At 60.9% G+C, this 11897-nt stretch carries 12 protein-coding genes, 1 tRNA gene and 1 pseudogene; 7 read left to right on the top strand and 7 right to left on the bottom strand.

Features of this window, described 5'->3' with window-relative positions; translation table 11 throughout:
• The first annotated feature begins 20 nt into the window (after window positions 1–20).
• The gene (locus tag AC1VON_RS20855; protein WP_483124700.1) at window positions 21–1907 is read left to right on the top strand and encodes a L,D-transpeptidase family protein; all 1887 of its coding nucleotides are present in this window, start codon (window positions 21–23) and stop codon (window positions 1905–1907) included.
• Between the two features lie 4 nt (window positions 1908–1911).
• On the opposite strand, the gene AC1VON_RS20850 is transcribed toward AC1VON_RS20855, so the two are convergent.
• The 3 genes from AC1VON_RS20850 to AC1VON_RS20840 all read right to left on the bottom strand — a co-directional run bounded on the left by AC1VON_RS20850 (window position 1912) and on the right by AC1VON_RS20840 (window position 3643).
• Window positions 1912–2394 (bottom strand): hypothetical protein, encoded by a 483-nt coding sequence (locus AC1VON_RS20850; protein WP_172350546.1) that lies wholly within the window; start codon window positions 2392–2394, stop codon window positions 1912–1914.
• A gap of 93 nt (window positions 2395–2487) precedes the next feature.
• A complete protein-coding gene (locus tag AC1VON_RS20845) occupies window positions 2488–3228 on the bottom strand; it encodes a lysozyme inhibitor LprI family protein (protein ID WP_483124699.1) in 741 nt (246 codons plus the stop codon).
• 157 nt (window positions 3229–3385) lie between these two features.
• On the bottom strand, window positions 3386–3643 hold the full coding sequence (locus AC1VON_RS20840) for a PepSY domain-containing protein (protein WP_172350547.1): 258 nt from the start codon (window positions 3641–3643) through the stop codon (window positions 3386–3388).
• 741 nt (window positions 3644–4384) lie between these two features.
• On the opposite strand from AC1VON_RS20840, the gene AC1VON_RS20835 reads away from it, so the two are divergent.
• Window positions 4385–5278 carry a DUF2971 domain-containing protein gene (locus AC1VON_RS20835; protein ID WP_483124698.1) on the top strand — a complete coding sequence of 298 codons (894 nt, stop codon included), beginning with the start codon at window positions 4385–4387 and terminating at the stop codon, window positions 5276–5278.
• A 29-nt stretch (window positions 5279–5307) separates the two neighbouring features.
• Entirely contained in the window at window positions 5308–6138 is an 831-nt protein-coding gene (locus AC1VON_RS20830; protein ID WP_483124697.1) for a hypothetical protein, read from the top strand.
• On the opposite strand, the gene AC1VON_RS20825 is transcribed toward AC1VON_RS20830, so the two are convergent.
• On the bottom strand, window positions 6083–6514 hold the full coding sequence (locus AC1VON_RS20825; RefSeq protein ID WP_483124696.1) for a hypothetical protein: 432 nt from the start codon (window positions 6512–6514) through the stop codon (window positions 6083–6085). The two genes, AC1VON_RS20830 and AC1VON_RS20825, sit on opposite strands and share 56 nt — an antisense overlap.
• A 74-nt stretch (window positions 6515–6588) precedes the next feature.
• Window positions 6589–7230 carry a hypothetical protein gene (locus AC1VON_RS20820; protein ID WP_483124695.1) on the bottom strand — a complete coding sequence of 214 codons (642 nt, stop codon included), beginning with the start codon at window positions 7228–7230 and terminating at the stop codon, window positions 6589–6591.
• Window positions 7231–7395: 165 nt separating this feature from the next.
• Here AC1VON_RS20820 and AC1VON_RS20815 point away from each other — a divergent pair.
• Window positions 7396–7719, top strand: a pseudogene (locus tag AC1VON_RS20815) (RusA family crossover junction endodeoxyribonuclease); the annotation flags it as partial.
• A 200-nt stretch (window positions 7720–7919) separates the two neighbouring features.
• On the opposite strand, the gene AC1VON_RS20810 reads toward AC1VON_RS20815, so the two are convergent.
• Window positions 7920–7994, bottom strand: a tRNA-Val gene (locus AC1VON_RS20810).
• A 139-nt stretch (window positions 7995–8133) separates the two neighbouring features.
• A complete protein-coding gene (locus tag AC1VON_RS20805) occupies window positions 8134–8817 on the bottom strand; it encodes a phosphoglycolate phosphatase (RefSeq protein WP_483124694.1) in 684 nt (227 codons plus the stop codon).
• Window positions 8818–9025: 208 nt separating this feature from the next.
• On the opposite strand from AC1VON_RS20805, the gene rpiA reads away from it, so the two are divergent.
• From rpiA to gor, 3 genes are all read left to right on the top strand, one after another.
• A complete protein-coding gene (gene rpiA / locus AC1VON_RS20800) occupies window positions 9026–9757 on the top strand; it encodes a ribose-5-phosphate isomerase RpiA (RefSeq protein WP_172350549.1) in 732 nt (243 codons plus the stop codon).
• Window positions 9744–10346, top strand: coding sequence for a DUF2059 domain-containing protein (locus AC1VON_RS20795; protein WP_172350550.1), 603 nt, complete (start codon window positions 9744–9746; stop codon window positions 10344–10346). The genes rpiA and AC1VON_RS20795 overlap by 14 nt, the downstream gene beginning before the upstream one ends.
• A gap of 120 nt (window positions 10347–10466) precedes the next feature.
• Entirely contained in the window at window positions 10467–11855 is a 1389-nt protein-coding gene (gene gor, locus AC1VON_RS20790) for a glutathione-disulfide reductase (protein ID WP_483124693.1), read from the top strand.
• Window positions 11856–11897 lie beyond the last annotated feature (42 nt).

Below are 11897 nucleotides of genomic sequence, written 5' to 3'. Positions count from 1 at the left end.
GCAGCCGGAGCGGGTGATCCATGAAATTCCTCGGTAAAAAAGCAACCGCGATGCCGCTGATTGCGATCGCGGCAACGCTCGCCCTGGGCGCGCCTCAAGCCGGTGCGCAAGGGCTTTTCGACATGCTGTTCGGCGGCGGTGTCAGGCACGAGCCACAAGGGGAATTTCCGCCTCCGCCAAAGCACAAACCCAAGCCGAAAGTCCCTGCTGGCGGCGGCGGTGGCGTAAAGATCAGCAGCCCGTCCTATTACACCTACAAGGCTGACAGGCTGGTGCGCGTCGACTTCTCGACGCTGTCGGCGGCGCCCCAGCCGGCAACGCCGCAGGACGCGGCGTTCGTTCCGTCCGCCACTGGAGCTGCTTTCCACGACGCCATTGCCGATCTCAGCGACTACGAACTCTATGCCGAGCCCGACATCGCCAAGGCGCTGATTGCCTACTATTCGGCCAATCCGGACTTCATCTGGGTGAGCGGAACCAGCCTCAACAATCGCGCCCAGGATGCGGTTCGGGTGCTCGGCGAGGCCGCGAGCTATGGCTTGACGCCAGCCGACTATACGGTCGACGTGCCGGCCGTGAATTCGGCCTCGGTGGGGGACGCCGCCAAGTTGAAGGAACTGGTGCGCTTCGAAATGGCGCTTTCGGCGCGCGTCTTGCGCTACGCCCATGATGCCCAGAGCGGCCGTGTCGAGCCCAACAGGATGACCGGCTATTATGATTTCCCGGCCAAGCCGCTCGACATGGTCGGCGTACTGAAGACCTTGGCGCATACCCAGGAAGTGCGCACTTACCTCGAATCGCGGCATCCGCAGAATGCGGAATATCAAGCGCTGCGCGTCGAGCTGGAATCACTGCAGGCAAGTGCCGAGAACGAGATCGTCGTCGATCCCAAGCTGCTGCTGAAGCCGGGGCAGACCAGCCCCGAACTGCCGAAGCTGCTGTCGTTGATCGCGCGCAATCTCGATGACGACATGGGCGGCACCTATGGCGAGCTCCTGTCGCGGCTGGCGACCAGCGAGGTCTACGTCCCCGAACTGGTGCCGCTGATCAAGGCGGTGCAGGTGAAGGAAGGCATGAAGGGCGACGGCGTCATCGGTCCGCGCACCGTCGCCTTGCTGGCCGGCACGTCGAAGGCCGACAGGCTGCTCAAGGTGCAGGTGGCGCTGGAGGAACTGCGCTGGCTGCCTTCCGACCTCGGCAGCCCGCGTGTCTTCATCAACCAGCCCGCATTCACCGCCAGCTACATCGACAATGGCGAGGAAAAGCTGAAGATGCGCGCCGTGGTCGGCCGGGTCACCAATCAGACGGCGTTCTTCTACGACCAGATCAAGCAGGTCGATTTCCATCCCTATTGGGGCGTGCCGCAGTCGATCATCGTCAACGAGATGCTGCCCAGATTGCGCAGTGATCCCGGTTATCTCGACCGGGCGGGCTACGAGGTGACGGATTCGCGCGGCAAGCGCATTCCGTCGTCGGCGGTCAATTGGGGGGCTTATGGCGCCAACATTCCCTACAGCGTGCGCCAGCAGCCGAGCGAGGCCAATGCTCTGGGTGAACTGAAGATCCTGTTCCCCAACAAGCACGCGATCTACATGCACGACACGCCGCAGAAATCGTTCTTCAAGCAGGACATGCGCGCGCTCAGCCATGGCTGCGTGCGCCTGCAGGACCCGCGCGGCATGGCGGCCGCGGTGCTTGGCACCTCGGTCGACTATGTCGCCGAGAAGCTGAAGCACGGACATTCGACGGAGAATGTGACGCGCAAGATCCCGGTCTATGTCGCCTATTTCACCGCGTGGCCCGACATGTCGGGCAAGGTCGAGTATTTCAACGATGTCTACGATCGCGATTCGCGGCTGAAACAGGCTCTGGACGCGACCGAAGCGGTGCGTTCGCCCTCTAGCTGATCGTTCAGAGCTGCGACAACGGGCGACGGAAGCCCGCTTCCCGCCCGGCGATCAGCCAGTAGACCAAGCCAGCGACAAGGCCGGCGGCGGCGATGATGCCGATATCGGCCCATCGCTCCGGATCCATGTCCTCGGCGGAACTCGGCCAGATCAGGAAGAAGCCGGCGGCGGCGGCAGCTGCGCCGAAGGCCATGTGCATCAGGACATTGCGCAACGAGAAGAACTCCGCGATCAGCGCGAAGATCAGCGTCTGCAGCGCGGTCACGACAATCGTCAGGAAATAGATGAACATGCCAAGTGGCGGCACCACCAGGGCGGCGATCGGCGTAACCCCCATGACGTCGAAATACGCCGGCGCGCTGGGCAGGGAACTGAGCGCGGCGTAGATCGCCACCACGGCGAACAGGCCGACCAGTATCGCGACGAGATAGCCGGCAAGCATCATCAGGATGCGCTTCATCACGTGCTTCGCCGTCGCCATGCCCATCCCCCATACGGCGCATCAACCGGTTCAGTCAGCCATCAAAGACGATCCGGCGCAAGGGCAGGCGCCTCGCCGGCGTGCCAGGCTTTCTTCGAATCATGCGCCGCCACACAGATGCTCGGAGTCCGGCAAGGCCCAGGAACCTTTCGCAACCAGATCGATCGAATAATAGACCCGACCGCGGTCGTCGTCCTTGGGGCAGTCCCTGGGAATCGCGATCAGGCACATCACGACGGGTTCGCCGACCTTCGATGCGGCGAGGCCAGGCTCGCGATCATAGGAGACGGCCCCGCCGCCATTGGTGAATGTCGCGGCGCTGCCCGCGTCGGGGCTGGCTGTTTCCAGCGGATCGTCGCCGAGCCGCGTGGTCAGCGTCCTGATGTGCGTGGTCGCGCATTGCCCGACCGCGGAGGGCAGGGGCTGATCCTGGTTGCCGGGATTGCGCAACGCGACGTCCAGCGCCTTCTTGCCGATCAGCGCGATGTTGTAATCCTGCACCCATGATGGCGCGTTGCCATAAGTCTGCAAGGCATTGTTGAGTGCGCTGACAATGCAGGCGGTGTCGCTCCTGCAAGCATTGCGGTCGGCGATCAGTCCGCGGGCGATCTTGCGCTTGTCGCCGCCGAATGCCGGCTCGAATCCCTTGTAGGCCTTGGCGACCAGCAGATCGATGGCCGACAGCCGCGGGTCGGCGCAGATCGCCTTCTCCGCCGGCAAGCTTGCCTTGGCACAGTCGAAGGACGGCCCGCCGGCCCGCGCCGAGGGAGCGGCAAGGATGCTGCCGGCCAGTATGATGGCGAGGACGAGCAAGACATCGGTTCGAACGGAAAATCGCACGACTGCCCCCAAGCCAACAGCATTGCCCAAGGCGACGCCGCACCCTGGCGTGCATATCACACTCCAAGCATGGACAATTTGCGGCACTCCGATTGGCCATGAAGGCGCGCGGAGAAAACGGCAGGCCCGTCGAATGGAGAGTGTCCGGCGGCGGCTCCTACTTAGGCTCGGCCGTCACCGGATCGTAGGTGATTTCCACCTTCGCCTTGTCCGACGTGTAATAGGTGACGGTGTAGGCGCCATTGTCCCAGTCGACTTCCTTCACATAGCGGAAGCCGTCGCGCTGCTCGACCTTGGCGATGATCTCCGAAAGCTTCTTGGCATTGGGCGGCGGCAGCGGCTTGTCATCCGCGGCCAGAGCCGGACCGGCAGCGAGAAGAACGGCAACGCTGGTTGCCACGAGAAATCTGGACATGGTTTTCCCTCAAGTTTCGACCCAAGGAAACTCGCTGGCGTGCGAGTTGGTTCCAGATGAGCCGCAATGCTTGGCAGGTCGTGCTTGCAGGTTGCAATTTGCCAGAGCGTCGAAGCAGGGGCTGAGACTAAAAAACATTCCGGGGAAAATGGTGGGCGATGCAGGGATTGAACCTGCGACCCCATCCGTGTGAAGGGAGGGCGAGCCCGCAAAGCCTTGCGCTGAAAAGGGTCACAGGGTTCGCCCGATGCCGTAAAGGGGCACAAAAAGGCACTAAGTTGCACCCGGTCGCCTTCGGGTTATCGCCAGTTGCGCGCCAGCGCCTGACCACCTAAACCACGCCGGGAGGGAAGTCACTCCCGGCGCTTCCGCTTGATTGCGGACGCTACCGCCGTCCGTGATGCCAAGCTGGCCGACCAGATAGCTTCGCTGGAAAAGAACCTCGCGCCCAATTGCGGGCGAAACAGGCTGGCCCTGCAACCGACAAAACCAGACGTGCCGTCCCTCAGTTCAAATACTGGATAGCCAAAGAGCGCAAAAGCTGGACGGGCAGGGGTGGGAAAAAGGCGGAGGAGGCCTTCCGGTCCCATTTCGAGCCGGGTAAGGATTTGAAGGATTACCGGGTCCGGCCCGGAAACGAGGCACCAGAGCGGACTGACGCGGATAGGTATTGAAGTGCGTATAACTTCAGAAGAGCTGCTGCACTACGGCATTTTCCACCCTCTCGCGGTGGACCAGTACATGAAGGCGATGCAGGCCCAGACGCGCTTCGTTCATTACTGCAGCGCCGAAACCGCATTCCACATCGTGAAGTCCAACCGCATGCGCCTGCGCAACGCAACCGTCATGAACGATTTCATGGAAATCGAGCATGGGAGCAGGTGTCTGGATGCCGCCTGGAGCAGCCCGGATGGCGAGCGATTCCGGCAGGTCATCGACGGTTTGTTTGACGGGATATCCGAGGAGATTGCGCGCCTTCTGAGGGGATGGGTTCCCCTGTTCGGCAGGGAAACGTACATAAGTTGCCTCTCGGAACACGGAAACGATGAGGATGACCTTGGACGGCTGTCGATGTGGCGAGCTTACGGCGGCCCGTCCGGCGTGGCCGTAGTCTTGAACCCGGAGCCGTTCTACTCGTCCAGCACTGTGTTGGGCGCGGTGTCATCGCCAGTCGCATACCTCCACGAGGCGGATTTCATCGCACAGTTCAATCGCGTGACTGACGGCATCAAAACCCATGAGGGCATGATACGCGAGAAGGGTCGGCAGGCCCTAATCAACTCGCTCTTTGCTGCGTTCCGCTTTGCCGTTTTGTGCACAAAGCACCCCGGCTTTAAGGAGGAGCGGGAGTGGCGGATCATCTTTGACCCACGGTTCTCCACAGAGCATAAGCTTGTGCGCAGCGTGGAGCTTATACGCGGGGTGCCGCAGCTCGTGTATAGCATCCCTTTCAAGGACTACCCGGAAGAGGGGTTTGTAGGCGCCGAACTGCCGAAGCTCGTGGAGCGCATAATCATCGGCCCCACGGAGTTTCCTGACCAACTCCGGGAAGCGACAATCGCGCTTTTGCAAGAGGCCGGCGTATCGGATGCAGAGAAGAAGGTCGTGTGTTCGACCATTCCTCTTCGGCAGTAGATCATCTCTAAGGGTTGGGTGGGGGAAAAATGGCTAAAAAAGACGACAAACGAAGCTGCTTCGTCGTGGGGCCAATAGGCGATGATGGTAGCGACGACCGCATCCATGCCGACTGGTTGCTGGAAGAGATTATCCAGCCCGTATTTCAGCAATATTTCCCAGATTTTGAGTTAAGCCGATCTGACAAAATTGCCGAGCCCGGTCGTATCGATTCTCAGATCATTGCAGCGCTTCTAGATTCTGACCTCGTCATCGCCGACCTCAGCACGCTCAATCCGAACGCGTTCTATGAGATTGGCATTAGGCACATGATTGATAAAGCCATTGTGCACGTACACTTGGAGGGCCAACGTATCCCGTTCGACATTGGCATGTTCCGGTCGGTGAAATTCTCACGGAAAACCCCAGCGGATTTGAGAAGGGCATGCGCTGCTTTGAAAGACGCGGTGGCGGCGGCGATTGCCGACGACCACGTGGTCGATAATCCGGTGACGGTGGCGCGGGGCAAAGTTCGTTTGCGGGAGTCAGCAACCTCGGTGGAAAAGGTGTTGCTTGGAGAGATGCAGAGCTTGAAAAATCGGCTGGCGAATATCGAGAACAGCGCTTTTCACCCTAGAAGGGAGCGTCGGCCTAGTGGGCAGTTTCGAATAGACATAACACCAAGAACCTCTCAGTCCACGCAGGACTTCGAAAAATACGCTCGTGAACTGGTTGACGCGCTCTTTCAGAATTATCGAGAGGAACCAAACGGCGACATGATCCTCACCATTTACGTGCCGGAGAATGAGGATAACCGCAACGCTCTCAATGTCCTCCGAAAGGAGGCCCATGCGTTTGAATACTCTGTGACCAATTCATAACGCCCAAAAGAAGCTCTTTGATACCCTTGAAATCGGCGGTTGCGCCACCGTCCCACAATTCCTTGCGAGCGTAGTCGCTATCGACCTTTGCCGCAGCGTCAAGCGACTCGGCGAGCGCGCCTGCCATCAACGTCATGATCCTGCGCCTGAGATAGGATTCCACCGCTGCCTGGGAAGTGAGGTCTTCGTTCAGAGTGATTGAAGCTTCGCCATTATGGCCGGACATGTAGCCAGTTATCTTGACCTTGATGTCGTTGCCGCGGAACCCCAGGCGTTCGCCCATCGCCCAGTGACCGAATTCGTGCCGCGCGATCTTTTCGGCGTAGATCTTCGTCGGCGGCTGAAACGGCCTTTTTGGTTGCTGCTGACTTTTCAAATTTTTGCCTCCTGTTTGCAGGCGGTGTACGCCCGCCAGCGTACTCTGGCTCCGGCAACCCGGGTGATGCCGGACTATGCCAACCGGTCTCGACGTCGCACGGGTTTGAAGGTGCCCTTGCCCGTGACCTCCAAGGCTACCCTTGGTTGAAGGTCTTTCACCCTGGCACTGGTTATATTCTTGTCGCCTGCCGGGCACCTGAAAAACTCAAGGAAAAACCGGTAGGCTGTCCAGCTGCATTGATCATAGACATCCCGCTCTGTAGCTCCGGCTATCCTGTTCGCCGAACCGCAGCGCATACCTGCTGGATCGTATACGAATACGAAAGATTCAGGGGTGTAGCCCATCATCTTGTCGCACTGGTCCTTAAGTTCCTGGTGAGGCTTGCCAGCCATATTTTCACCCGGACCTATACGCTTTGCCTGAACAAGGACGCCCTTGGAGTAGCTCTGTTCCGGCGTTTCGAGCTTCACATGGATAAGGAGGTCGGCTCCGTAGACACCCTCTTCACCGCTCCGCCGGTGGGTGAGTACAGATGCGTTCCAATGGATGCCTTGCGTCTGAAGTCCCCGGAACCCTTCGCGGAAGGCGCCCGCAAGCGCGCCCGAAAGATCGTCCTCGTGTTTGATGAAGCCCGCACCAAGGTCTCCCATCACCACGTCAGTAATATCCGCAGCCTTGTGAGCTGCTTCTCGCATCACAGATTCAAAAGACATAATTTCACCCCCGCACTTCGCTTGTAGGCCGAAATACGTGACGGGTAGCTAAAGTTGTGAAATTATCCACCAGAAACAGAAACAGCAGATCTGGAATTTGTACTGCCCTACAAGACACCGCCGTGCCCAAGGCCAAGGGTTACGTGATGGGGCACCTTCTACCCGAAGCCCTACACCGCCTGGAAGAGACAGGCCGAAGCCGACATCCGCAAGCTAGTCACGACCCAATACGCGGGCCGCGTGAGCGTTTTGATTGAGTGCGCTGAGGCTCCGCCCAAGAGCGACAGCAAGAAGCAAAGGGAAGCCCGTCTGCAAAGCGGATGGCCGCGCGGTGACATCGACAACTTGGGAAAGGCCGTTCTGGACGCAATGACGGCGGCGGGGGTGTGGGTGGACGACAGCCAGGTGGTGCGCCTGGTTGCCGAGAAGCGATACGGCGAGGCCGACCAGACGCGGGTTTGCGTCGAGGTCGCGTCACCGGCTACCTAGTTCGCCAACCGGCCGGCAGCCTGGCGCGGCAGCCCGGAGGCTAATCCGGTGGCTTCCCGTACGATCCGCCGTTGGATTTCTGATTGTGCCATTTGATGCAAGGCAACCGTCACCACCTCGGTGGAGCGCTTTGCGCGCCAGTGACCGAAATCGGAAAAATCGCTGCGGAGTAAATCATCCAACGTTTTTAAGTGGCTGGATGGTGGGCGATGCAGGGATTGAACCTGCGACCCCACCCGTGTGAAGGGTGTGCTCTCCCGCTGAGCTAATCGCCCGCTCGTTGCCCGAAGGCCAAGCGAGCCGCGATATAAGGGAGGCCAACCGGTTAAGTCAAGGCGGTGTCTGGCATTCTCACACCGATCGGATTCCTCGCCCTTTCGGGTCTGTTCCGACAGGATGCCGGTCGCTGTCCGTTCAACGTCCAGCGGCGCTGATCAGCCTTTCCGCCAGACCCACGGTCAGCGCGTCGAAATGCGAAATTATCGCCGAGGGCTCGAATTCGCGGACGTGGCGGTCGGTGTAGCCGAAATCAACGGCCACCACTGGGATGCCGGCGGCCTTGGCGGTGTCGATGTCGGTTTGCGAATCGCCGACCATCAACGCGCGGTGGGGATCGCCGCCGGCCAGCCTGATGGTTTCGGTCAGGTGACGCGGATCGGGCTTGCGAAAGGCGAATGTGTCTTGTCCGGCGATGGCAGCGAAATGCTTGGTCAGGCCGAGCGCTTCGATCAGCGCCAGCGAGTTGGCCTCGTATTTGTTGGTGCAGATGGCCAGGAGATAGCCCGCCATCTCGAAGCGAGCGATCGCCTCGATGACACCAGGGTACGGGCGGGACTTGCCGGGAATATTGTCGGTATAATGATCGAGGAACAGTTTCAGCAGCCGGTCATGCTCGGTGACATCAAGCGAGCGCTGCTGCGCGGCATGCGCCCGCTCTATCATCACGCGGCCGCCATGGCCGACGAAGCGCTTGAAGCCGGCCTCGTCGACTGCCGCGAGCTCGCTGGCGGCCAGGCTGTGGTTGAGGCTGTCGAGCAGGTCCGGCGCTGTATCGATCAGCGTACCGTCGAGGTCGAACACGATTGTCGGGCGAATCATTGTCTGTCCCACACAGGTTTGTACAGCTGGCAGGCGATAAAGGCTGGCGCGCGTCAAGGCAAGCAGGGCGGTGGTATGGCCGCCAGGGGCTTTGACCAGACCGGCAAAAATGCTAGGAGCCCAAAACACTAAAGCGCGTCGCATGTGGTTCCCAAAGCCGAGGTTACTTTTGGGCGACATGCATCAGGTTTCGGGGCGGCAAAGCAGCATGGATGCGAGGCAATTGAAGGTCGAGGCCGCGCGGGCGGCTCTTGCCCATGTCAGCGATGGCATGCGGCTCGGCATCGGCACCGGCACCACTGCCGAAGAGTTCGTACGATTGCTCGCCGACAAGGTCGCGACAGGCATGACCGTCATCGGTGTCCCGACGTCGGAGCGCACCGCTGCATTGTGCCGCGAGCTTGGCGTGCCACTGTCGACATTGGAGGAAACGCCCGAGCTCGACCTCACCATCGACGGCGCCGACGAGGTCGACCCGGAACTGACCCTGATCAAGGGCGGCGGCGGCGCGCTGCTGCGCGAGAAGATCGTGGCCGCGGCCTCGCAGCGCATGATCGTCATCGCCGACCAGTCGAAGATGGTCGAGACGCTCGGCCGGTTTCCACTGCCTATCGAAGTCAACCAATTCGGCCTGCGCGCCACCGAGATCGCGGTAGCGGCGGCGGCTGCAAATCTCGGCCTTTCCGGTCCGATTACATTGAGGATGACGGGAGGCCAGGCTTTTGTTACAGACGGCGGCCATTTTATCCTCGATGCATCTTTTGGCCGCATTCCGGATACAAGAGCGCTTTCGAATGCTCTCCACGCCATTCCGGGCGTGGTCGAGCATGGTCTTTTCATCGGGCTGGCGTCAGCGGCCATCATCGCCGGTGGCGACGGCATCCAAACCGTCCATGCCGCCCGAAAACCAGGGAGTTCTACCGATCATGATGTTGCATAACCGGGTTCGCGGCCTTTGCGTCGTTCTGGCGGCCTCGGCCGTTTTCGCCTTCTCCTCGCCGGCGTTTTCGCAGGACGTCACCGAGTCGCACCTGAAGGCGGCCCGGGCGGCGGTCGCGGCGATCCATGCTACCGACCCGTTCGACAACATCCTGCCGCAGGCGGCGGCCGCGCTCGAGTCGCAGCTCATCCAGAAGAACCCGGACATGCAGGAGCTGATCGGCAAGACGATCAACGAGAAAGCGCTGGCGATGGCCTCGCGCCGCGCCGATCTCGAAAAGGAAGCGGCCCTTGCCTATGCGAAGGTGTTTTCCGAAAAAGATCTCAATGACATCGCGGCCTTCTACGGCTCCGAGGCCGGCAAGAAGCTGCTCGACAACGGTCCGGCAGTGACGCGTGATTTGGTCAAGGCAGCCGACATCTGGCAGAACGGCCTTGCCCGCGATCTCGCCCAGCAGGTCGGCGAAACGCTGGCCGCGGCCGCCAAGGCCAAGGCGCCGGCTGCGCAGGCGCCCGCTGACGGGGCTGCTCCGGCGGATGGCGCCGCGCCCGCCGATGGTTCGGCTCCTGCCGACGGCACGCAGAACTGATCCTGCGTTTTCAAATACGGCCTTGCGGCCATCTGTGAAGCCCGGCTTGTCCGGGCTTTTCTTTTGGCCTTTGGCGGCCTACCTGTCACTCACATTTTCCGACGTTCAAGGAGCTGCCTCATGGCCGGTTATGATTACGATCTCTTCGTCATCGGCGGCGGCTCCGGCGGGGTAAGGGCGGCGCGCGTTGCGGCGGCACTCGGCAAGCGCGTCGGCATCGCCGAGGAATACCGCTTCGGCGGCACCTGCGTCATCAGGGGCTGTGTGCCGAAGAAGCTCTATGTCTACGCCTCGCAATTTCCGGAGCATTTTGCCGACGCGGCCGGCTATGGCTGGACGGTGCCGGAGGCCAGTTTCAACTGGCAGACACTGGTCGCCAACAAGGATCGCGAGATCAGCCGGCTGGAGGCGATCTACAAGAAGAATGTCGAGGGCGCCGGCGGCGAGACCTTTCATTCGCGGGCGATGATCGTCGACCCGCACGTGATCCATCTTCTGGGCGAGGATCGCACAGTCACCGCCGACCAGATCCTGGTCGCCACCGGTGGCCGCCCAGCGGCGCATCCGGCGCTGCCCGGCCACGAACACTGCATCTTCTCCAATGAGGCTTTCGATCTCAAGGCGTTGCCTAAGGCGATCATGATCGAAGGCGGCGGCTACATCGCTGTCGAATTCGCCAACATCTTCCACGGCCTCGGCGTCGACACGACCCTGGTCTATCGCGGCAAGGAGATCCTCAGCCGCTTCGACATGGATCTGCGTCACACCTTGCACGAGACGATGGAAAAGAAGGGGATAAAGATACTCTGCCATTCGGTGACCGAACACGTGCGCAAGCGGCCGGATGGCCGGCTCGACGCCCTCCTGACCAGTGGCAATACGCTGACGGTGGACCAGGTCATGCTGGCTATCGGGCGCATCCCCAACACCGAGAATATGGGCCTGGAAGGCGTCGGCATCGAGATGACCTCGACCGGCGCGATCAAGGTCGATGATTATTCCCGCACCAACATCGACAATATCTGGGCGATCGGCGACGTCACCAACCGCGTGCAGCTGACGCCGGTGGCGATCCATGAAGCAATGTGCTTCGTGGAGACGGCATTCAAGAACAACCCGACCGCGCCCGACCACGAAACCATCGCGACCGCCGTCTTCTCGCAACCGGAAATCGGTACGGTGGGCTTGTCGGAAGACGAGGCCGTCAAGCGTTTCGCAGATATCGAGATCTACCGCGCCAGCTTCCGGCCGATGCGGCATACGCTGTCGGGCCGCGACGAAAAGATGCTGATGAAGCTGGTGGTCGACGGCACTTCCCGCAAAGTGCTTGGCGCCCACATTCTGGGGCCGGATGCCGGCGAGATGGCACAACTGCTCGGCATCCCGCTGAAAGCCGGCCTGACCAAGGATGATTTCGACCGCACAATGGCCGTGCACCCGACCGCGGCGGAAGAGCTTGTCACCATGTACAAGCCGACATACCGCGTGAAGGATGGCCAGCGGGTCTGACTTCGCCTGCCGGCAACGCCCATCGTCAGGCGTCTCCCCGAT

Source organism: Mesorhizobium sp. HAY1-8B, from assembly GCF_056868045.1.
Note: the sequence above shows the minus strand (reverse complement) of the source record. Positions and strands in the feature narration are given on the sequence as shown.

Bases quoted from the DNA above. Each gene is read 5' to 3' on its own strand.
- AC1VON_RS20855 (WP_483124700.1), top strand. From the start codon at position 21: ATGAAATTCCTCGGTAAAAAAGCAACCGCGATGCCGCTGATTGCGATC.
- AC1VON_RS20850 (WP_172350546.1), bottom strand. From the start codon at position 2,394: ATGGGCATGGCGACGGCGAAGCACGTGATGAAGCGCATCCTGATGATG.
- AC1VON_RS20840 (WP_172350547.1), bottom strand. From the start codon at position 3,643: ATGTCCAGATTTCTCGTGGCAACCAGCGTTGCCGTTCTTCTCGCTGCC.
- AC1VON_RS20835 (WP_483124698.1), top strand. From the start codon at position 4,385: ATGAAGGCGATGCAGGCCCAGACGCGCTTCGTTCATTACTGCAGCGCC.
- AC1VON_RS20830 (WP_483124697.1), top strand. From the start codon at position 5,308: ATGGCTAAAAAAGACGACAAACGAAGCTGCTTCGTCGTGGGGCCAATA.
- AC1VON_RS20820 (WP_483124695.1), bottom strand. From the start codon at position 7,230: ATGTCTTTTGAATCTGTGATGCGAGAAGCAGCTCACAAGGCTGCGGAT.
- AC1VON_RS20805 (WP_483124694.1), bottom strand. From the start codon at position 8,817: ATGATTCGCCCGACAATCGTGTTCGACCTCGACGGTACGCTGATCGAT.
- rpiA (WP_172350549.1), top strand. From the start codon at position 9,026: ATGGATGCGAGGCAATTGAAGGTCGAGGCCGCGCGGGCGGCTCTTGCC.
- AC1VON_RS20795 (WP_172350550.1), top strand. From the start codon at position 9,744: ATGATGTTGCATAACCGGGTTCGCGGCCTTTGCGTCGTTCTGGCGGCC.
- gor (WP_483124693.1), top strand. From the start codon at position 10,467: ATGGCCGGTTATGATTACGATCTCTTCGTCATCGGCGGCGGCTCCGGC.